Origin of the sequence: Pseudomonas morbosilactucae (genome assembly GCF_023241665.1) — a bacterium.
In the GTDB taxonomy this organism is placed as follows: domain Bacteria; phylum Pseudomonadota; class Gammaproteobacteria; order Pseudomonadales; family Pseudomonadaceae; genus Aquipseudomonas; species Aquipseudomonas morbosilactucae.
Genome location: NZ_JALQCX010000011.1, coordinates 327,605 through 349,589, shown reverse-complemented (window position 1 = coordinate 349,589; position 21,985 = coordinate 327,605). Strand labels below are relative to the sequence as shown.

Below are 21,985 nucleotides of genomic sequence, written 5' to 3'. Positions count from 1 at the left end.
CAGCAGGCCCTTGAGCAGGGTTTTCCAGTGCCGGCTCAAGGGGCGCCGTGGCTCACGGCTTGACGATTTCAAGCTGGCCTACCTTGCCACGGCCTTGCAGGGTGGTCTGGTAGAGCCCTTCCGCATAGGCCGGTGGCGTGTTGAAGGTGCCGGCGTTGGTGGCGCGCACGCGGTAGACAAAGGTCGCGGCATCGCGCAGCACAGTGCCGTAGAACACCACGCGGTCATCGCGGACGTCCATGTACTCCGGCTGCCAGTTGCTCAGCTCGCTTTCACCGACCGGAGCTTGCCAGGCGCCATCGTCCTCTTCGCCGGATGCCTCCTCGTCCTGGTTTTCATTGTCGTTCTGCTTCGGCTGGGGTGGCAGGCGATACACCGGTTCGACGCCCCCTGGCAGCAGGTCGACCACCGCCACTTGCTGCACCTGATCGTGCTCGGTGGCACGCAGGCGCAGGCGCACCAGGAACTCATCGCCGACGCTGACCTGACTGACCGGCTGGCCCTTGAGGTCGAGGTAGTCGTGGATCACTTCCAGGCCGTTGCTCAGTGCCTGGGTATTGGCGCCGCGATCGAAACCGGCCTCGCTGAGCATGTAGAACGCGGCAGGGCCCGAGGTTTTTTCCAGCAGCAGTTTTTCGGTAGTGGCCGGCACGGCGCTGCGCGGAGGCTGGCCGACCATGCTCAGCAACTGCTGGGACTTGTCGCTGAGCCAGGCGCTGGCCTTGAGGTGCATGCCGGTCTCGGCGCGCTGCCCGTAGTTGTCCAGCGCGCGCAGCAACAGCGCCGCCGACAGCGAGTTGTAGCGCTGCTCGTTGAGGCGCTTGCCGAGTTTGTCCAACAGCGCCAGCGGCACATCGTCCACCTGGGTGGGGAAGTGTTTGCTCAACAGGTGCAGGTGTTCGGCATCGTGCACCAGCGGGTCGTAGTACAGGCCGTCACCGTCCCAACGGTCGTTCAGGGTGCGCCAAGGGATCTTGCGGAACAGTGGGTCGGCCAACCGGTCCTGTTTGAGCAGCTTGTAGCTGGCCGCCAGATACGCCGCGCCCAGGTCGTTGTGCCAGGTATCGCGGTGATAGGTTTCGTAGCGTTCGCGGATATCGCTCAGGGCGCTGCTCACCAGAATCCCCTGGCGGCTCAGCAGGTAGCTGGCGTAGGCGCGGTTGCGCAACTCTTGCAGGCCTTCGCTGGGGCCGTTGGCGATATCGCTCAGGTAGGCGTTGGCGCGTTCCAGCAAGTCGTTGGGCACAGCCAGGCCACGTTCGCGGGCTTCGATCAGGAAATCGGTGGCGTAAAGACTGGCGTAGGGCGTGACCTGTGGGTTGGCCGCCCACAAGCCGAAACCGCCGGCCTGGTTCTGCCGCTGGCGCAGGACCCGCAGCAGGCCGTCGAAGCCCTGTGTGGCTTGCGGGTCACGCCAGATCAGGCCAGGCATCGCCTTGGACACCAACTGCTCGGTGCAGGCATAGGCGTAGTCGTCCAGGTAGTGTTTCAGGCCGTCGGCCCAGACCAGCGGCGAGGCGGCGACACCCAGTTGCACGTTGCGCAGTTCGCTGAACAGATTGCGGCTCGGCAGCAACTCCTGGCTGGCGCCTTCGAAGCGACCCAGGGTCAGGGCCACCCGGTGTTCGCTCAGGGGGCGAACCGAGGTGGTTTCCGCCACCTGAATGCGTTTGCCGTCGGGCAGTGTCGCGATAAAGCGCAGGTCGGCGGAACCGAGGTTTTCCAGGACCTTGATACGAAACTCTGCCACGCCTTCCTTGCGCGGTTGCAACTGCAGGGTACTGCCGGGTTCACCTTCGACCTGCAGCCCGGCACTGGTGTGCAGCTCGAACTTCACCGCCGTATCGGCCTCAAGGTTGCTGAAGACCCCGGCGCTGACGCTGAAGACATCGCCAGGGGCGACAAAGGCTGGCACGTTCGGGGTGATGACCAGCGGGCCACGTACCTCGGTCGCGCCTTCGCTGACGCCGATGCTGTTGGCGTCCACCGCCACGGCGAACAGGCGCAGTTTGCCGTTGAAATGGTCCGGCAGTTGATAGTGCAGCACGCTTTCGCCGGCCGGCAGGTCCACCAAGCCCGACCACCAGGCCACCGGTGGCTGGTGCTTGCGCTTGAACGGATTGAGGTGCGAGGCCAGGGCATTTTCGGTATCGCCACCCGGTGCGGCGCCACTGAGCAGGCGGCTGAACTCCGGCAGGATCAGGTCGAGGATCTGGCTGGTGCCGACTTCCAGGGCACGTTTCTGGAAGAAGTGGCCCAGCGGGTCGGGTGCCTGATAGCGTGCGACTTGCAGGATGCCCTCGTCGACTGCGTACACCACGGCGCGGGTCGGCCGGTCGTTGCTGACCTTGATGTCCAGCACCTGGCCCGGTTCGATGTGCGCCGGGCCTTCGACTTTAAGCGGCATGCGCCGGGCGTCGAGGTTGATGCTGAAGGGCACCACGCCATAGGACAGCGGGCTCATGTAGACCTCGGACGAGCCGATGTCGCGCACGAACTGCACGTTGATGTAGGCGTTGCCTTCCAGGCCCTTGGGCACCCGGATGTGCTGCACGCTGTTGGTGCTTTCGGCCTTGAACCACTGCTGGCTGTAGACTTTGTCGCGCTCGATGGTGATCAGCCCGGCGCCGACGTAGGGCGCGCGGATGCTGATGGCAATTTCTTCGCCGCTGGCGTAGCTGCGTTTATCCAGGCGCAGTTGCAGCTCGGCATTGCGCTCCAGAGAGCGCGAGGTGTTGCCCTGGCCGGCGACGCTGTAGTCGATCTGGTTCAGCAGGTTGCCGTTGGCGTCCTTGAGTCGCAGGGTGAAATCGCCGGGCGTCTGGGTATCCAGCACCTGGATCGCGCCGTGTTCGGTGAGGGTCAGCGGCGAGGCTGGGCGGGCGCTGTCCTTGATGCGCGATTGGTACTTGTAGGTGCCATTGACCTGCTTGACCAACACCGACACGTAGCGGTGCTCGATCACTTCGCTGACCAGGCCTTCGACCGCACGCGGGTTGAGGTCCGGGCCAACGGCCAGCCATTGCACCTGGCGCGCCGCGCCCTTGGCGACATACGACAGCGGGTCGTCACTTTTCACCCCGACCAGGTAGGGCGCCGAAGACACCAACAGCGAACTTTGTGCGGCGACATTGCGTCCGCCCTCGGCCTCGTAGACCTGGGCCAGGACCTGCAAACGATAGGTGCTGTTGGCGAAACGCTTGAGGTCCAGGTCGAGCTCCGCCTGGCCGTTGTCGTCGGCGCTGGTTTCAGCCAAGTCTTCGCTGCTTGGTTCGGTCAGCGAGTCGTTGAGGCGGAAGCGGTAATCCGGGTAACGCTCGAAGCCGGCCAATGCCGGGTTCAGCGACAGGCTGGCGGTAATCCGCCGTCCTGCCGCGGGCGCGCCGAACAGATGCTGGGCGCTGACCCTGGCCTGTACCTGGTCTGGGGCGATCCAGCCCGCCACTGGCGTGTCGTGCAGGCTCAGGCTGACCTTCATGCGGTCGGGCTCGAAGTCGCGGACCTTGAAGTTGACGCTGCCCAGGTGGGTGCGCAGTTGCTTGTCGCCAATCAATTGCAGGGTCGCGGTGTAGTCGCCGGCTGGCGCCGTTTCGCTGCTGGCAAAGTCGAAACGCTCAAAACCGCTGGCGGACAGGGTCAAGGGTTCGCGAATAACCGTCAGGCCCCGTGGGTCGCTGATCAGCAGCTCGACCGGCAGGCCCTTCAGGGCGCCTTTCCAGTCGCCGCTGCGTACGATCATGCCCAGGTGCGCCGTCTCGCCCGGGCGGTACAGGCCACGGTCGCTGAACAGGTAGGCGCTCAAGCGGTTGCTCGCGCCGTCTTCCTGCAGACCGCCGACATCGAAGCGCGACAGGTCCAGCTGTTGCGACTGACGGGCAATTGGCAGGAACGACTGATCGTTGCCCCGGGTGACCACGTACATCAACGGAGTTTTCTCGCGCCGCAGTTCGTCGAGCTTGGCGAAGTGTGCATGCCCTTGGGCGTCAGTCTTGCCACTGCTGACCGCCAGGCCGTTGCGGCCGATGATCTCTACCTGGGCCTCGGCGACCGGCAGGCCGCTGTCGATCGATTGCACGTAGAGGTCGTGGCTGCCGTCGCTGGAGCGCTTGGCGATGATGCCAAGGTCGGTGACCACGATAAAACGCAGGTCGTTGGTCGCGCTTTGCGCGTAGCCGTCGAAGGTGCGCTGGCTCGGTTGGTCCTGAGCACTGAGCTTGAGCACAAAGATCCCGCGGCGCCCGCCGTTGGCGCTGAGGTAGCTGGCAAGGTCGACGTTGTCGTACAGGGTCTTGGACGGGTCGCTGCCCGGCAGCGCGATGTCCAGGGACTGGCGTTCGACCATGCGATCGAAATAGTCGTTGGCAAAGTTGGGGCGGGCAAAGCTGCCGCTGCTCTGGTCGACCAGATGCTGCAGTTGATTGGGCAGAACCCGGGCGATCTCCACATGGGCGCCAGGCACGCCGCGGGCCATGAAGCCCACGCGTTTTTCACCGTTGAGGCTGAGCAGCGCGCCATCGGAGAGAAAGCGCAGGGTGCGTGGGTGCGCCGGCATGCTCAGCAGCGCGGTCGTAGGGTCCTTCGCCAAATAGCCGCCAAGGGCCTCGATGCGCGCCGGGATCTGCACGTACAGGGTGCGTCCGGCGGGCGCCTTGAACTTGAAGGCGTGCTGGGTATTGAGCGGCTCGACACTGGGCACGTGGCTGAGTGGAACCGGCGTCGAGCGGGCCAGCAGGGCTTCGTCGACATCCTTGGTGTACCAGGGTTCGAGTTCGTCCTCGGGTTTTTCCGGCAGCAGCCAGGCCTTGACCTTGCCGGCAATCGCCTCGTCGGCCAGGGCGTTGGAGCTGTTGAACATCAGCACCGGCTCGGGTTCGCCGCGATCGTTATCGGCAAAGGTGATTTCGCTGTTGCTGAACGTCAGCCGATAGCGGCCGGGCACCGTCACCGAGCGGGTTTGCGCAGAGGGGCTGGCATTGCCGCCGTGCTGGGCCTTGACCCCTTCGGCGAGGGTCAGGCTGATCTGCGTATTCTCCAGTGGCGTGGCCAGTGCCGGGGAGTGGATGTAGGCCTCCAGCTTGAAGTCGTTGAAGCTGATCTCGGGCAGGTTTGCGGCTTTTTCATCGCGGTATTGCAGGCCTTTGCCCAGGGCGAAACTGATCCGCTTGCGCACGCTGTCTTCGTCCACCGGGTGGGTGAACCTGACAGTGGCGACCTGCTGTTTCAGGCTGGGGTTGATCGGGTCTTGGTACAGCTCGCTCTGGATCAGGCTGGCACTGAACGAGCGTGTGGAGAATTTATTGCTGTATTGGTTGAGCAGCACGCCGTCGGCCAGCAGTTTTTTCCTGGCCAGCTCGACCTGGTACTCGGTGTCGATCGGCCAGTCCTGCTCGGGGGTGAATTGCAGGGTACGGTCCTCGACCCAGCGCCAGGTGCCCTTGACTGCCGGGCTCAGGGTGATACCGGCAGTCACTGTCTGATTAATGGCCTCCAGTGGCGCCACCGATTCGCGGAACTGGATGCGCAGGCTATCGATGGCCAGGGGTTGCCGGGTGTAGTCGGTCAGGCTGGGGGCCTGCACGCTGTAGGTCACGGTGTGCGGTTGCGGCAGGTTGGTGTACCAGTGCCAGCCATACAGGCCGGCGCCGCCCAATACGGCCAGGGTCGCGACAGCGGCGGCGAATTGCCGTGGGTAAGCCTGGATCTTGCGGCCGACGGCGTTCAGGCCGCGCCCCAGTGCAGGGATCAGTGCGCGCAGCCAGTAGGGTGGGCGCCATTGGCCGAGCAGGTGCTTGGCGAGCCACAGGGTCAACCCGAACAACAGGCGTGTCACGGTTGATAAAACGCCGAAAAGGCGACGCGCTGCGTCCCTGCACCTGGCAAACATTGCAAACGATCCTTGTAGTTGAATGGCGCGCCATCTTACACCTGAACACCCCGTGCCACGCGGCGCTTTCAGTGGCTGGCACAGGTAAAGGCCGGGCAAAAGAAAACCCCCGATAAACCGGAGGTCTATCGGGGGTTCGAATAAGCGCCTGGCGGCGCTTATCGGCTCAGCTTATTGGCAGGCTTCGCAATCCGGCTCGTCGATGGCGCAAGCCTTCGGCACTGGAGCAGGACCGGCTGGCGCAGCCAGGACCGAGTCGTCACCGTGGTTGCCACCGCTGGAAACAGCGTTCAGCTTGCCGGTGTTGATGGTGGACTTCTCGGTGCTGGTGGCGGCCAGGGCACGGAGGTAGTAAGTGGTTTTCAGGCCACGGTACCAAGCCATGCGGTAGGTCACGTCCAGCTTCTTGCCCGAGGCGCCGGCGATGTACAGGTTCAGCGACTGAGCCTGGTCGATCCACTTCTGGCGACGGCTGGCAGCGTCGACGATCCACTTGGTTTCCACTTCGAAGGCGGTCGCATAGAGCTCTTTGAGTTCTTGCGGGATGCGCTCGATCTGCTGCACCGAACCGTCGTAGTACTTCAGGTCGTTGATCATGACCGAGTCCCACAGGCCGCGAGCCTTGAGGTCGCGAACCAGGTACGGGTTGATCACGGTGAATTCGCCCGACAGGTTCGATTTCACGTAGAGGTTCTGGTAGGTCGGTTCGATCGACTGCGATACGCCGGTGATGTTGGCGATGGTCGCGGTCGGGGCGATGGCCATGATGTTGGAGTTACGAATGCCTTTCTGCACACGGGCACGTACCGGCGCCCAGTCCAGGGATTCGTTGAGGTCCACATCGATGTACTTCTGGCCACGGGCTTCGATCAGGATCTGTTGCGAATCCAGCGGCAGGATGCCTTTGGACCACAGCGAACCCTGGAACGTCTCGTAGGCGCCGCGCTCGTCGGCCAGGTCGCAGGAAGCCTGGATCGCGTAGTAGCTGACCGCTTCCATGGACTTGTCGGCGAACTCGACGGCAGCGTCGGAACCGTAGGCGATGTGCTGCAGGTACAGCGCGTCCTGGAAGCCCATGATGCCCAGGCCGACCGGACGGTGCTTGAAGTTGGAGTTCTTCGCTTGCGGCACCGAGTAGTAGTTGATGTCGATCACGTTATCGAGCATGCGCACGGCGGTGTTCACGGTGCGTTCCAGCTTGGCGGTGTCCAGCTTGCCGTTGACGATGTGGTTCGGCAGGTTGATCGAGCCCAGGTTGCAAACGGCGATCTCGTCCTTGTTGGTGTTCAAGGTGATCTCGGTGCACAGGTTCGAACTGTGGACCACGCCCACGTGCTGCTGCGGGCTGCGCAGGTTGCACGGGTCTTTGAAGGTCAGCCATGGGTGGCCGGTTTCAAACAGCATGGAGAGCATTTTGCGCCACAGGTCTTTGGCCTGGATGGTCTTGAACAGCTTGACCTTGCCCGGGTACTCGGTCAGGGCTTCGTAGTACTCGTAGCGCTCTTCGAAGGCCTTGCCGGTCAGGTCGTGCAGGTCTGGTACTTCGGACGGCGAGAACAGGGTCCACTTGCCGTCATCGAAGACACGCTTCATGAACAGGTCAGGGATCCAGTTGGCGGTGTTCATGTCGTGGGTACGACGACGATCATCACCGGTGTTCTTGCGCAGCTCGATGAACTCTTCGATGTCCATGTGCCAGGTTTCCAGGTAGGCACACACAGCGCCTTTGCGCTTGCCACCCTGGTTAACGGCAACGGCAGTGTCGTTGACCACTTTCAGGAACGGTACGACGCCTTGGGATTTGCCGTTGGTGCCCTTGATGTACGAGCCCAGCGCACGAACCGGCGTCCAATCGTTGCCCAGGCCGCCAGCGAATTTCGACAGCATGGCGTTGTCGTGGATGGCGCCGTAGATGCCCGACAGGTCGTCCGGAACGGTGGTCAGGTAGCAGCTCGACAGCTGTGGACGCAGGGTACCGGCGTTGAACAGGGTCGGGGTCGAAGCCATGTAGTCGAAGGACGACAACAGGTTATAGAACTCGATGGCACGGTCTTCACGCTGCTTTTCTTCGATCGCCAGGCCCATGGCCACGCGCATAAAGAAGATCTGCGGCAGTTCGAAGCGGATACCGTCCTTGTGGATGAAGTAACGGTCGTACAGGGTTTGCAGGCCCAGGTAGGTGAACTGCTGGTCGCGCTCGTGGTTGATCGCCTTGCCGAGTTTTTCCAGGTCGAATTCAGCCAGCACCGGGTTCAGCAGTTCGAACTCGATACCCTTGGCGACGTAAGCCGGCAGCGCCTTGGCGTACAGGTCGGCCATTTCGTGGTGGGTGGCGCTTTCGGCCACTTCGAGGAAGCTCAGGCCTTCGGCACGCAGGGTGTCCATCAGCAGGCGGGCGGTCACGAACGAGTAGTTCGGCTCGCGCTCAACCAAGGTGCGGGCAGTCATCACCAGGGCGGTGTTGACGTCTTTCAGGGCCACGCCGTCGTAGAGGTTCTTCAGGGTTTCGCGCTGGATCAGGTCGCCGTCGACTTCTTCCAGGCCTTCGCAGGCTTCGCTGACGATGGTGTTCAGGCGGCCCATGTCCAGGGGCGCGAAGCTACCATCGGTGCGGGTGATGCGGATCGATGGGTGAGCTTGTACCGGCTCGTCGGTGCTGGAGCGGGTGGCGCGCTCTTTGGCGCGCGAGTCACGGTAGATCACGTAGTCGCGAGCGACTTTCTGCTCGCCGGCGCGCATCAGGGCCAGTTCGACCTGGTCCTGGATTTCTTCGATGTGGATGGTGCCGCCCGAAGGCATGCGACGCTTGAAGGTCGCGGTGACTTGTTCGGTCAGGCGGGCAACGGTGTCGTGGATTCGCGACGAAGCGGCAGCGGTGCCGCCTTCAACTGCAAGGAACGCTTTGGTGATGGCGACGGTGATCTTGTCATCGGTGTAAGGAACGACAGTGCCGTTACGCTTGATCACGCGCAATTGGCCAGGCGCAGTGGCAGACAGATCCAGATTTGAATCAGCAGCCAGCGGCGCGTTGGCCGGCGAGTTCTCGCGAGTTGTGTCGGTTTGCATGGGTGTCTCCACGTTCTCTATGTTTGATTGGGCACCATCTGGGTGCCCACCGTTCCGTCCTGAAGCACTACAACCGGCGTAAACCGGGCATAACCACTTCGGGACAGATCAGGAAGGGGGCTTGTGGCGCCGCTTCCATGCCGAAGTCTTGGGTGGCGAGCGCAAGGCTCGCGACCTTTTCCTGGTGGGTGACAGTCTGTTGCTGCAACACCCGTACCGTTTTCCTCTGTATAGAGTAGAAAACGCTGCCATCCGCAGGCGCGGTCTTGGTCTTCTAAAAGAGCGATTGGTTCACCAAACAGGAGCAAGAAAAGGGCTTGAGTTTCTTGTCTGATTTGTGTTTGGTCTTTTGGAGTAAAACCCTACATGTAGGGTTTTTTTTGCGACGGGCTACAAGATAATGCGTTTTGGGGAGCGATTGCAACGCACAGCCTGTGGATAAGGTTGTGTGTAAATTGTGTATGGAACCGGCAAAGCTCATGTAGGCCGCAGCCCTCCTGCACATAACCGTTTGTCACCGTTTTTTACCGTGAAAAAAAGCCGGGTGCGGATTTTTGCGGGCGCGAACCCTATCACAAAAAAATGCCCTGACTGAACCGATTTACCTGCTTGTGTGTGCCAGGGCCGCCGTTGCTACAATCCCCCGCGCTTTATCCCCTGTTATGCACCGGCTTCATGACAACAAGACGGGGGCTGCTTTCCTCATCCGTTTGGGCAAATAAGAGGTCGACCGTGGAGCAAGAAGCCTGGCAGGTATTGATTGTCGAAGACGACCAGCGTCTGGCCGAGCTGACCCGCGAGTACCTGGAGAGCAATGGCTTGCGGGTGTCGATCGAGGGCAATGGCGCTCTGGCGGCGGCGCGGATCATTGCCGAGCAGCCGGACCTGGTGATCCTCGACCTGATGTTGCCGGGTGAGGATGGCTTGAGCATTTGCCGCAAGGTGCGTGATCGCTACCTGGGCTCGATCCTCATGCTCACCGCGCGCACCGATGACCTGGACCAGATCCAGGGCCTGGACCTGGGCGCTGACGACTATGTGTGCAAGCCGGTGCGCCCGCGTTTGTTGCTGGCGCGGATCCAGGCCCTGTTGCGTCGCAGCGAAGTGCCGGAAGCCAACGTACGGCGCTTGCAGTTCGGCCCCTTGGTGGTGGACAGCGCCCTGCGTGAAGCCTGGTTGCAGGAGCGCAGCATCGAGCTGACCAGTGCCGAGTTCGACTTGCTCTGGCTGCTGGTGGCCAATGCCGGGCGCATCCTCTCCCGGGAAGAAATCTTCACCGCCTTGCGGGGCATCGGTTACGACGGCCAGGACCGCTCCATCGACGTGCGCATTTCCCGTATCCGCCCGAAGATCGGCGATGACCCGGAGCACCCGCGGCTGATCAAGACCATCCGCAGCAAGGGTTACCTGTTCGTCCCTGAAGCCTTTGCCGACCTGCCCCTGTGAATTCGATTTTCCTGCGCATCTATGGCGGCATGTGCGCTGCGCTGATCCTGGTGGCCTTGCTCGGGGTGCTGGCGTTGCACCTGCTGAACCAGGTACGCAGCGAGCAGTACCGCGAGCGCCTGGCCCACGGCACCTTTTCCCTGATGGCCGATAACTTGCAACCGATGAGCGACATTGAGCGTCGGCGGGCCCTGGCGGTGTGGGAGCGGTTGCTGGGCATTCCCCTGGCGTTGAAAACCTTCAGCCAGACCGATCTCGACCTTGGCCAGCGCAACCGTGTGCTGCGCGGGCAGGCGCTGGTTGAGCAGACAGGCCCCTATGCGGCCCGGGTCTATCGCCTGGTCAGCGAGAAGGAGTCGTTGTTGCTCACCGGCGAAGTGCTGCAAATCAGCGAGCAATTGGCCCGGGCCACCATCTATCTGCTGGCCGATGAGTTGGTGCGCTACCCGGTGGCTGAACAGCCCGGGCGTCTGGCGGCCCTCAAGGAGAGCAAGGGCTTTGGTTTCGACATGCACCTGCTGCCCCTGGACCAGGCTGACATGGATGAGGACCAGCGGCGGAGGGTTGCCGAGGGCGATACGGTGATGGCGCTGGGCAAGGGCGGCGACTCCATTCGGGTGTTCGCCGGCATGGTCGGCACTCCCTGGGTCCTGGAAATCGGCCCGCTGTACCAGATGAATCCCTATCCACCCGAGTGGCTGGTGCTGATTGCCGTGCTGGGCCTGAGCCTGATCGGGCTAATCGTCTATCTGTTGGTGCGCCAGTTGGAGCGGCGCCTGCGCGGTCTGGAGTCGGCGGCTACGCTGATCGCCGAAGGCAGCCTGGACACCCGGGTTCCGGCCCGGGGCGTGGATTCGGTGGGGCGCCTGGCGGCGGCGTTCAATGGCATGGCCGAGCACCTGCAGCGGCTGCTGGCGATCCAGCGAGAACTGGTGCGGGCGGTGTCCCACGAACTGCGCACCCCGGTGGCGCGCCTGCGTTTCGGCCTGGAAATGATCGCCAGCGCCACCACCGCCCCCGCTCGAGAAAAGTACCTCGAAGGCATGGACAACGACATTCAGGACCTGGACCGCCTGGTGGACGAAATGCTCACCTATGCGCGGCTGGAGCAGGGCTCGCCGGCGCTGAATTTCCAGCGCATCGACCTCGATGCTTTGGTCAATCAGGTGATCAGCGAGTTGGCGCCGTTGCGCGCCACTGTCCAGGTGCAACGCGGGTTGTGTCTGTCCGCGGCGGATTGCGACGACGCGTGGGTCGAGGCCGAGCCGCGCTACTTGCACCGCGCCCTGCAAAACCTGGTGGGCAATGCCCTGCGGCATGCCGAATCACGGGTTTCCATCAGTTATCAGGTCGGACAAATACGCTGCCGGATCGATGTCGAGGATGACGGGCCGGGGGTGCCGGAAAGCGCCTGGGAAAAAATCTTCACCCCGTTCCTGCGCCTGGATGACAGTCGCACCCGAGCCTCGGGCGGCCATGGCCTGGGCCTTTCCATCGTGCGGCGGATCATTCACTGGCATGACGGTCGGGCGCTGATCAGCCGCAGCAAGAACCTGGGCGGTGCCTGTTTCAGCCTGAGCTGGCCCCGGCACCAGGAGAAACATCCCTAGCCGTCTTCGCGCCCATGACCGGAGCGGGCTAAGCCTTGATCGCCACCAGGCTCAGCAGTTGCCCTTCGTGCACGGCAAATTGCCCCTCCAGTTCGCTCCCCTGCCGCCACTCCGAGGACAGGTCCATCAGCAAGCGCAGGCGGACTTTGCCGTTGGGGTCCCAGCTCAGCACTTCGGCGTGTTCGAAGTAGAAACGCTGCTGCACGATGGGGTACAGGGCCTTGAACAGGCTTTCCTTGATCGAAAAGGTCAGGGTGACCAGCAGGGCCAGCTGGCTGTGGGGCCCGGCATGCAGGCGCTGCAACTCGGCCGGGATGAGAATTTCCCCTGCCAGGCGTTCGGCGCGCTCACTGTCGAGGAGGTTTTCCAGGTCCATGCCCAAACCTTGCCACTGCCGTTTGTAGCCGACGATGGCGGCTGCCCGGCCGGTGCTGTGGGTAATTGAACCGCAGACATGTTCGGGCCAGATCGGTGCCCGGTCTTCACCGATGGCCGGGATGCAGTCGAGATTGTCCAGTTGCCGCAGGGCCGCCCGGGCGCACAAGCGACCGGCAAGGAACTCTGCCTGGCGCTTGGCCACCGAGCGCTGAATGCTCGCCGGCGGCGCGATCGCGCAGCGCTGGAAATCGTCCTGCGCCAGCAGCGCGGGATTGAAGTGAGTACTCAACAGGCACGTGCCGGGAAGGGCTTCGGGCAGTGGCCAGTGAGCGTCCAGTGGGGTGCAGCAGGCAGGGAGGGCATTCATGAGGGCATTTTGCCGGGTTGCGCGGGCCGAGGGTAGCCTCGTCTGGTTCTCGCCCGCGCGGGCGGCTCAGGGGCTTGGGTTCAGTTGAACAGTGTTTTGAAGAACGCCTGCATGTCTGCCCAGGAGCGCTGGTCGGCGGCCTGGTTGTAGCCAATGTCCGGCCCGCCGTGTTCGCCGTGGCTCAGGCGGTCGGCATCAGGGTTGCTGAAACCGTGCTTGGCACCTTCCAGACTGACGAAGCGGTAGTCGGCGCCTGCCTTGTCCATCTCGGCCTTGAAAGCGCTGACGTTGTCGGCGGTGACCATGCTGTCCAGGGCGCCATGTTCCACCAGGATCTTGGCCTTGACGCTGCCGGGGCTGGCGGGCGTGCTGGTGACCAGGGCCCCGTGGAAACTCACCACGCCGGCCAGGGGGACGCCCTGGCGAGCGGCGTCGAGCACCACCTTGCCACCAAAGCAGTACCCGATGGCGGCCAGCTTGTTGGGGTCGGTCTGGGGCTGTTGCTTGAGCAGCGCCAGGCCGGCATTGAAGCGCGCACTGGCGGCTGCGCTGTCTTTCAACGCGGCTTGCATAAAGGCCATGGCGTCTTTCGGGTGCTCGGTATTTTTGCCTTCGCCGTACATGTCGATGGCCAGGGCGCTGTAGCCCAGGGCGGCGAGGTCCCGCGCGCGACGCTTGGCGTAATCGTTCAGCCCCCACCACTCATGCACGACCACAATCCCGGGGCGGGCGCCTTTAAGGCTGTCGTCATAGGCGTAGTAACCGATCAACTGGGTGCCGTCCGAGCTTTGATAGGGCATTTCCTGAGTCTTGATGGCAGCCTGGCTCCATCCACTGATGGCCAGTAACAGGCAGGCGAGGAATGCACGCATGGTCGTTTCTCCGGTGAAAAAGATTTCACACAGCCTAGTCGATCTGGTTCAGGGCAGGTTCAGAGACCGTTCAGGGGCAGTTCAGCGCCAGGTGTTTAACCTTGCGCCGTACCCAAAAGCCTAGAGCGCAAAAGGAAACTTCCTATGAACGCACTGAAAAAACTGATTCTTGCCTTCACCGTGGTGGGCGCCAGCACCGCTGCACAAGCCGCCGACGATACCTTTGCCAGCCTGACCCTCGGCCAGACCAGCGACAAAGTGAAAAAATCCACCCAGCTCAACAACAACCTCGGCCACCCCAATGCCGATGGGGTCATCGCTAAAGATTCGACCTGGGGCCTGCGCCTCGGCCAGCAAAACGACCTGTCGCGTTACTACGCCACCTATGACTACGTTTCCGGATCGCACAATGGCATTAAACTGCGCCAGCAAAATCTGTTGGGCAGTTACGATCGATTCCTGCCGATCACCAGCAGCACCAAGCTGTTTGGCGGTGCCAGCGCCGGCTTGACCAAACTGACCCAGGAATCGCCCGGTTTCAGCCGCGACAGTGATATCGGCTACGCCGTGGGCTTCCAGGCCGGTGTGTTGCAGCAAGTGGCGCAAAACACTTCGGTGGAGCTTGGCTACCGTTATCTGCGCAGCAACGCGGCCACCGAGATGAGCGAGCGCGGCGGCAGCAAGCAGGGTTCGTTGAGCCTCACCAGCAGCGCTCAGACCTATCTGTCGGCCAACTACGCGTTCTAGACTCGCGTAGTGGCTGCTGGACGACGCCGGATCTTGCCTTGGGGCAGATCCGGCGTTGGCGTGTATGCAAGCAGGGCGCAGGGTTGCCCGCAAAGATGATGAATGTTGCCTGGGAGAGGGTTATGAAACTGCTGGTCGTTGAAGATGAGGCGCTGCTGCGTCATCACTTGCAAACCCGGCTGACCGACAGCGGTCATGTGGTCGAGTCCGTAGCCAATGCGGAGGAGGCCCTGTATCAGACCGAGCAGTTCAACCATGACCTGGCGGTGATCGACCTGGGGCTGCCGGGCATGGGCGGCCTGGACCTGATCCGCCAGTTGCGTGCCCGGGGCAAGACGTTTCCGATCCTGATCCTCACTGCACGCGGCAACTGGCAGGACAAGGTCGAAGGCCTGGCCGCCGGGGCCGACGACTATGTGGTCAAGCCGTTCCAGTTCGAGGAGCTGGATGCGCGCCTCAATGCCCTGCTGCGTCGCTCCAGTGGCTTTACCCATTCCACCATCACCGCCGGGCCCTTGCTGCTCGACCTCAACCGCAAGCAGGCCTCGCTGGACGAACAGCCCCTGGCGCTGACGGCCTATGAGTACCGGATCCTTGAATACCTGATGCGTCATCACCAGCAAGTGGTGGCCAAGGACCGGCTGATGGAGCAGCTCTACCCGGATGATGATGAGCGCGATCCCAATGTGATCGAGGTCTTGGTGGGGCGCCTGCGGCGCAAGCTGGAGGCACCTTCGGGGTTTAAACCGATCGATACCGTGCGTGGCCTGGGTTATTTGTTCAATGAGCGCTGCCGATGATTCGATCGCTGCGTTTGCGCCTGATGCTGGCCGCCACCACCCTGGCGGTACTGTTTATGCTGGCGTTGCTGCCGGCCATGCAAGGCGCCTTCAGCCTGGCGTTGCAGGACTCCATCGAGCAGCGCCTGGCGTCTGATGTCACCACCTTGATCTCCGCCGCTCGGATTGAAAACAACCACCTGCAGATGCCCGCGCAGTTGCCCGATGAGCGTTTCAACCTGGCGGACAGCCGCCTGCTGGGCTACATCTACGACCGCGACGGCAAGCTGGTGTGGCGCTCGCGGGCGACCAAGGAAGAGAACATCAACTACAAGCCGCGCTATGACGGGCGTGGCAATGAGTTTGCGCGGATCCACGAAGTCGATGGGCAGGAATACTTTGTCTACGACGTCGAGATCAAGCTGCTGGGCGGCAAGAATGCGGCATTCAGCATCGTCGCCCTGCAACCGGTGCGCGAGTATGAACAGACTCTGGAAGGCGTGCGGGAAAACCTCTACCTGGGCTTTGGTGCCGCGCTGCTGGTGCTCCTGGCCCTGCTCTGGCTCGGTTTGACCTGGGGTTTGCAGGCGTTGCGTCGTTTGAGCCGGGAGCTGGACCAGATCGAAAGCGGCACCCGGGAAAGCCTCAGCGAGCAGCACCCCCGAGAGTTGCTGCGCCTGACCGGCTCGCTGAACCGCTTGCTGCACAGCGAGCGCGAGCAGCGCAGCCGTTATCGCGATTCCCTGGACGATTTGGCCCACAGCCTGAAAACGCCGCTGACGGTGTTGCAGGGTGTGAGCGAAGACATGGCCCAGCGGCCCGCCGAGCGTGAGCAGGCCTGGGTGCTGCAAAGCCAGATCGAGCGTATGAGCCAGCAGATCAGCTACCAATTGCAGCGGGCCAGCCTGCGCAAGAGCGGCCTGGTACGCCATCGGGTGCGTTTGCGCCCGGTGCTCAAGAGTCTTTGCGACACCCTGGACAAGGTTTACCGCGACAAGCAGGTCCAGGTGTCTTTCGATTTGCCGGAACGCTGTTATGTGCCGATCGAACACGGTGCTTTGCTGGAATTGCTGGGCAACTTGCTGGAAAACGCCTATCGCCTGTGCCTGGGCTCGGTGCGCATCAGTGTGCGCGACACCCTGGAGGGCGCTGAGATGTGTGTCGAGGATGACGGCCCGGGCGTGCCGGCAGACCAGCGGGCGCGAATTCTCCAGCGCGGTGAGCGCCTGGATCGCCAGCATCCGGGGCAGGGCATCGGCCTGGCAGTGGTCAAAGACATCATTGAAAGCTACGGCGCACAACTGACCCTGGGCGAATCGGTATTGGGCGGCGCGGCGTTCCGCATTCACTTTCCGCTGCGTTGACCCTGCGCTGGGCTATTGGGCTCAGTGTTCTCCGGCGCGATAGGCGCCGGGTGTCAGCCCGGTCCACTTCTTGAAGGCCCGGTGAAAGGCTGAAGGCTCGGAAAACCCCAGTTGTTCGGCGATCTGTTGCAACGACAGGTCGGCGCGCCCCAGGTGGTAGATGGCAATGTCCCGGCGCAGTTGATCCTTCAAACCCTGGAAACTCGCGCCTTCTTCGCGCAGATGACGGCGCAAGGTCTGGGGGCTGACGTGCAATTGCTGGGCGACGCTTTCCAGGTCTGGCCAGTGTTCGGTGTCGCGGCTCAGCAAGCGGCGCAAGCGACTGCTCAGGCTGTCGCCTTCGTCCGGGCGAGCGAGCAGGTCAGAGGGCGAGCGTTCAAGAAAATGCTTGAGGGTGCGTTCGTCCTGCAGCAGCGGCATGTCCAGGTAGCGCCGCTGGAATAGCAGGCTGCTGGAGGCACTGGCGAACTGCAGCGGGCAGGGGAACAGCAGCTCGTACTCGGCGGCGTGCTGAGGTTTCGGGTAACTGAAGCTGGCCTGCTCCAGGCGGATTCGCTGGCCGATCAGCCAACTGCCCAAGCGGTGCCAAATCAACAGCAGGCTCTCGCAGAGGAAGTGATCCGGGTCCCAAAGCTCGGAGTCATCCAGGCTCAAGCGGGCCATTTCCCCCTCGTACGTCAGACTCAACCGCGGTGCCTCTGGGAATAAGCTATAAAACAATAAGCCGCGCTTGAGCGCCTTTTCCAGGGTGCGGCAGTGAATCAGGGCATGGCACATCATGGCGAAGGTGCCGCGTCGGCTCGGGCCATGGCCGAAGCCCAGGTATTCATCGTCCAGCTCCAGCCACAGCTGTTGCAGCAGGCCGGCAAATTGTTCGGGAGCGATCCGCGCCTTCGGTTGGCTCAGCAGCTCGGCACTGATCCCCAGGCGCTGCAGCAGGGGGCCATAGTCATGGCCTCGGCGGCGCGCGCCACCCAGGGCAGCGCGGGCAAAGTGACTGGCGATGGTGCGTTCGCGCATGAAGGTCGGTCCGTCCATTGAGTCGCGGATGTTAGCCAGCGCGACAGGGAGCAACAAGGCGGATATCCGCCAAATTGTAGAACGATCAGTGGCAGGTTGGCGGGAATCCGCCACCTCTGGCGCGTGGGCTGGAGGGGGCCAATGGGGCTGATAGCCTGATGTCTAAAGGCCTGTAGGATATTTCTGAACAATGGCACGAGCTTTGCGATAGAGCGAGTAGATCTGCCTGAGCGCAGCTCGACAAAACAAATCCCTCCAGTGCAGGAGGGTTCGCACTTTAGGCGTCGTGTGCATCGATGGATGGTGTACACCGAGGCTCTTGAGGAAACTTGCAATGACGACTCGTCAGCCCTTCTACAAAACCCTGTACTTCCAGGTGATCGTTGCCATCGCCATCGGCATCCTGCTCGGTCACTTCTATCCTCAGACCGGCGTGGCCTTGAAGCCGCTGGGTGACGGGTTCATCAAACTGATCAAAATGGTCATCGCCCCCATCATCTTCTGCACCGTGGTCAGCGGTATCGCTGGCATGCAGAGCATGAAATCGGTCGGCAAGACCGGCGGCTACGCGCTGCTGTACTTCGAAATCGTTTCCACTGTTGCCCTGCTGATCGGCCTGATCGTGGTCAACGTCGTGCAGCCGGGCAACGGCATGCACATCGACGTCGCCACCCTGGACGCTTCGAAAGTCGCTGCCTATGTGACTGCAGGCGCTGACCAGAGCATTGTCGGCTTCATCCTCAACGTGATTCCGTCGACCATCGTCGGCGCTTTCGCCACCGGCGACATCCTGCAAGTGCTGATGTTCTCGGTGATCTTCGGTTTCGCCCTGCATCGCCTGGGTGCCTACGGCAAGCCGGTGCTGGACTTCATCGATCGCTTCGCCCACGTGATGTTCAACATCATCAACATGATCATGAAACTGGCGCCTATCGGTGCGCTGGGTGCCATGGCCTTCACCATCGGCGCCTACGGCGTAGGTTCGCTGGTGCAGTTGGGTCAACTGATGATCTGCTTCTACATCACCTGCGTACTCTTTGTACTGGTGGTGCTGGGCGGTATCTGCCGCGCCCACGGTTTCAGCGTCTTGAAGCTGATCCGCTACATCCGTGAAGAGCTGTTGATCGTGCTGGGTACGTCCTCCTCGGAATCGGCACTGCCACGCATGCTGATCAAGATGGAGCGCCTGGGTGCCAAGAAGTCGGTGGTCGGCCTGGTGATCCCAACCGGTTACTCGTTCAACCTCGACGGTACCTCGATCTACCTGACCATGGCGGCCGTGTTCATCGCTCAAGCGACTGACACCCACATGGACATCACCCACCAGATCACCCTGTTGCTGGTGCTGCTGCTGTCCTCCAAGGGCGCTGCAGGCGTTACCGGTAGCGGCTTCATCGTGCTGGCAGCGACCCTGTCCGCCGTGGGCCACCTGCCGGTTGCCGGCCTGGCACTGATCCTGGGTATCGACCGCTTCATGTCCGAAGCCCGCGCCCTGACCAACCTGGTGGGCAACGCTGTGGCCACCCTGGTGGTTGCCAAGTGGGTCAAGGAACTGGACGAAGACAAGCTGCAGGTTGAGCTGGCTTCCGGTGGTCGTGGCATCTCCGACACCCGTGAAGAAGACGACCTTGGTGTTGCCGAAGGTCCGGCGCCAACCGTCAAGTAAGCAAGGCTGTACTAAAAAACCCGCTTCGGCGGGTTTTTTATCGCCTGGAATTTGAGCGCAATGGTCAGTCTGGCGGATGCATGGGGTAATTGCCGCTGGCGGCGCGGCTGCCTACTCTGTGGAACAGTCGATCCACAGAGGAGCAGCGTTATGCCGGGGCCGTTGGCATCACTCAAGGTTTTGGATTTTTCCACCCTGTTGCCGGGGCCGTTCGCCTCGTTGTTGTTGGCGGACATGGGGGCTGAGGTGCTGCGCATCGAATCGCCGAGTCGCACGGACCTGTTGCGGGTGCTGCCGCCCTACGACCAGGGGACTTCCGCCAGCCATGCCTATCTACACCGCAATAAACGCAGCCTGGCCCTGGACCTCAAGCAGCCGGCGGCACTGGAGGTGGTCAAGCAACTGGTAATGGAGCATGACATTGTCCTCGAGCAATTCCGCCCGGGGGTGATGGAGCGCCTGGGCCTGGGTTACGAGGCGTTGAAGGCGATCAACCCGCGGCTGATTTATGTCTCCATCACCGGCTACGGCCAGACCGGCCCCTATAAGGACCGCGCCGGGCACGACATCAACTACCTGGCACTGTCGGGGTTGGCCAGTTACACCGGGCGCCAAGACAGCGGGCCGCTGCCCTTGGGGATCCAGGCGGCGGACATTGCCGGTGGTTCGTTGCACGGGGTGATCGCCTTGCTGGCGGCGGTGATCGCCCGCCAGCATAGCGGTCAGGGTCAGCACCTGGACGTGAGCATGACCGACTGTGTGTTCAGCCTGCACGCCATGGCTGGCGCCGGTTACCTGGCCTGCGGCGTGGAGCCTGGAAGGGAAGACCAACTGCTCAATGGCGGCAGCTTTTATGACTACTACCGCAGCCGTGATGGCCGTTGGCTTTCGGTGGGCAGCCTGGAGCCGGGGTTTATGCAGGCGCTGTGTCAGGCCCTGGGGCGGCCGGAACTGTCGGTCTTGGGCCTGTCGCCCGAGCCGGTCCAGCAACAGGCGCTCAAGCAAGCCCTGCAGATCGAGTTTGAAAAGCACGATTTCGCCGAGCTCTGTGCCCTGTTTGCCCCCCTTGATGCTTGCGTCGAGCCGGTGCTGAGCCTGGCCGAAGCCCTGGCCCATCCCCAATTGCAGGCGCGAGAGTTGGTCCAGCAAGTGCCTCGTGGCGACGGCAGCAGCCAGGCGCAGATCGCCTGCCCGCTGAAGTTCTCCCAGGGCTTGCCGGCGCCTCGGCATATCGGTGCGGGCCTCGGCGCTCATAGCACGGAGGTATTGGCTGAGCTGGGCTACAGCCCTGAGCGCATCGAGGAATTGCGTGGGGCCAAGGTCATTGTCTAACCCGCAGATGGTTGGTGTTGCACCTGCCGGACGTCACTCCACCCGGGTTTCTCCGCTGAATACCAAGGTGTTCCGACAGCGTCGGCACAGGTAGCGCCGCCCCTGTTTCACCAGGTTGTGGCGTTGCCCCGAGAACGGGAAATCGCTGTCGGGGCAGGGGCAACGGTAGATGTAGCGGGCTACGCTGCGGCGCTTGACCTCGTAGGTGTGGCAGCGATTGGGCGGCAGCTCGTACACGCCGCGCATGATCAGTTGCCATTCTTCGCCATGGGGCTGAATACGTTCGCCGAACAGCTGGTGGGCAATCAGGTGGGCCACTTCATGGGCCACGGTCTGCTTGAGGAAGTCTTCGCTGTTTTCCCGGTACAGCTGGGGGTTGAAGCGCAGCAGGTTCTCGTGCAGATGGGCGACACCGGCTTTCTGACCGCGCAGCTTGAGGCTGACCACCGGGCGTTTGAAAGGGCGTTTGAAAAAGGATTCAGCGAGTTGGAAACAGTCTTCGACGCGGGTATTGAGTTGCTCGGGCATGCTTAACGGTTCTCCAGAGAGGGCGAGTATGCCGCAAATACCCGGTTTGCCGAATCGTTCAGGCGCCGAATGGTCATGTTCGATGACATGCACCCGCTGAAATTAGAAGGCCGCCTTGCGGCGGCCTGTATTGGCAGATTTATAGTTTTCGGAAGGCGTCAGTTGGTATACACAGGGCCGACGCCCAGGCCCCAGACGATCACGGTGAACGCCATGATCGCCACCAGCACCACCAGCCCTACGGCCAGCACTGAACTTGAGAACAGGAAACCCTCGTCCGCAGGAATGTTCATGAAGGTCGGTAGCCCTACATACAGCAGGTACACCGTGTAGCAGATGGCCGCCGTGCCGACGATCATCCCCAGCCACATATGGGGATACAGCGCCGCCAACCCGCCGACGAACAGCGGTGTCGCGGTGTAGGTGGCGAATGCGATGCAGCGCGCCAGGCTTGGGTTGGCATCGTAGGTGCGGGCCATCCAGTGGACAAACGCGCCCATGACCGCCACACCGCCGAGCATCGACAGGTACGACATGATGGTCATCCACAGTGCGCTTTCGGTGGTCAGCATGACCGGCGCCCGACTGCCGATGACCCAGCCAACCTGGGTGGTACCGATAAAGGCTGAAATCGCCGGGATCGCGGCGAGGACCAGGGTGTGGGTGAGGTACATGTGGCTGATGCTTTCTTCTTTGTCGCCACGAATTTCGCGCCATTCCTGGTCAGGGTGGGTGAAGAGTCCTACGACATGATGGATCATAGTCAGTCACTCCTGTTGTGTTGCCATCGCCCCCCAGTGGAGCGCCTACAGGCCAGCGGCCAAGTAAGGTAAAGGTCTGAACATTCATGCGACCTTATGTCGCAGTATAGAAGGGCTTGCCCAATAGGGGCGGGGCTCTTAGAGCAAATTGCGCTGTAAAACCGC

At 62.3% G+C, this 21,985-nt stretch carries 14 protein-coding genes; 7 read left to right on the top strand and 7 right to left on the bottom strand.

Going from position 1 to position 21,985, the window contains the following annotated elements:
- Positions 1–52 precede the first annotated feature (52 nt).
- Both M1B35_RS08195 and M1B35_RS08190 read right to left on the bottom strand, forming a co-directional pair.
- The gene (locus tag M1B35_RS08195) at positions 53–5,884 is read right to left on the bottom strand and encodes an alpha-2-macroglobulin (protein ID WP_268261665.1); all 5,832 of its coding nucleotides are present in this window, start codon (positions 5,882–5,884) and stop codon (positions 53–55) included.
- Between the two features lie 171 nt (positions 5,885–6,055).
- Positions 6,056–8,950: a ribonucleoside-diphosphate reductase subunit alpha gene (locus M1B35_RS08190; protein ID WP_123328429.1), complete on the bottom strand. Its 2,895-nt coding sequence runs from the start codon at positions 8,948–8,950 to the stop codon at positions 6,056–6,058.
- A 732-nt stretch (positions 8,951–9,682) separates the two neighbouring features.
- Here M1B35_RS08190 and M1B35_RS08185 point away from each other — a divergent pair.
- The gene (locus M1B35_RS08185) at positions 9,683–10,396 is read left to right on the top strand and encodes a winged helix-turn-helix domain-containing protein (RefSeq protein ID WP_268261664.1); all 714 of its coding nucleotides are present in this window, start codon (positions 9,683–9,685) and stop codon (positions 10,394–10,396) included.
- Complete coding sequence (locus M1B35_RS08180) at positions 10,393–12,006, top strand: ATP-binding protein (protein WP_268261663.1); 1,614 nt, start codon at positions 10,393–10,395, stop codon at positions 12,004–12,006. The genes M1B35_RS08185 and M1B35_RS08180 overlap by 4 nt, the downstream gene beginning before the upstream one ends.
- Positions 12,007–12,034: 28 nt before the next feature.
- On the opposite strand, the gene M1B35_RS08175 is transcribed toward M1B35_RS08180, so the two are convergent.
- Together M1B35_RS08175 and M1B35_RS08170 are read right to left on the bottom strand one after the other, a co-directional pair.
- Entirely contained in the window at positions 12,035–12,751 is a 717-nt protein-coding gene (locus M1B35_RS08175; protein WP_268261662.1) for a 4'-phosphopantetheinyl transferase family protein, read from the bottom strand.
- An 80-nt stretch (positions 12,752–12,831) separates the two neighbouring features.
- Entirely contained in the window at positions 12,832–13,623 is a 792-nt protein-coding gene (locus M1B35_RS08170; protein WP_268261661.1) for a dienelactone hydrolase family protein, read from the bottom strand.
- Positions 13,624–13,767: 144 nt separating this feature from the next.
- Between M1B35_RS08170 and M1B35_RS08165 the strand changes: the two genes are divergently transcribed.
- From M1B35_RS08165 to M1B35_RS08155, 3 genes are all read left to right on the top strand, one after another.
- A complete protein-coding gene (locus tag M1B35_RS08165) occupies positions 13,768–14,370 on the top strand; it encodes a hypothetical protein (RefSeq protein ID WP_123328424.1) in 603 nt (200 codons plus the stop codon).
- A 122-nt stretch (positions 14,371–14,492) separates the two neighbouring features.
- A complete protein-coding gene (locus tag M1B35_RS08160) occupies positions 14,493–15,170 on the top strand; it encodes a response regulator (protein ID WP_123328423.1) in 678 nt (225 codons plus the stop codon).
- The gene (locus tag M1B35_RS08155) at positions 15,167–16,513 is read left to right on the top strand and encodes an ATP-binding protein (protein WP_123328422.1); all 1,347 of its coding nucleotides are present in this window, start codon (positions 15,167–15,169) and stop codon (positions 16,511–16,513) included. The genes M1B35_RS08160 and M1B35_RS08155 overlap by 4 nt, the downstream gene beginning before the upstream one ends.
- Positions 16,514–16,534: 21 nt before the next feature.
- On the opposite strand, the gene M1B35_RS08150 is transcribed toward M1B35_RS08155, so the two are convergent.
- Positions 16,535–17,533: an AraC family transcriptional regulator gene (locus tag M1B35_RS08150; RefSeq protein ID WP_268261660.1), complete on the bottom strand. Its 999-nt coding sequence runs from the start codon at positions 17,531–17,533 to the stop codon at positions 16,535–16,537.
- A 334-nt stretch (positions 17,534–17,867) separates the two neighbouring features.
- On the opposite strand from M1B35_RS08150, the gene M1B35_RS08145 reads away from it, so the two are divergent.
- Entirely contained in the window at positions 17,868–19,199 is a 1,332-nt protein-coding gene (locus tag M1B35_RS08145; protein ID WP_123328420.1) for a dicarboxylate/amino acid:cation symporter, read from the top strand.
- A gap of 150 nt (positions 19,200–19,349) precedes the next feature.
- Complete coding sequence (locus M1B35_RS08140) at positions 19,350–20,531, top strand: CaiB/BaiF CoA transferase family protein (RefSeq protein WP_268261659.1); 1,182 nt, start codon at positions 19,350–19,352, stop codon at positions 20,529–20,531.
- Between the two features lie 33 nt (positions 20,532–20,564).
- On the opposite strand, the gene M1B35_RS08135 is transcribed toward M1B35_RS08140, so the two are convergent.
- Positions 20,565–21,059, bottom strand: a complete 495-nt coding sequence (locus M1B35_RS08135) for a SprT family zinc-dependent metalloprotease (protein ID WP_123328418.1) — start codon at positions 21,057–21,059, stop codon at positions 20,565–20,567.
- A 158-nt stretch (positions 21,060–21,217) separates the two neighbouring features.
- Entirely contained in the window at positions 21,218–21,820 is a 603-nt protein-coding gene (locus M1B35_RS08130; protein ID WP_123328417.1) for a Yip1 family protein, read from the bottom strand.
- Positions 21,821–21,985 lie beyond the last annotated feature (165 nt).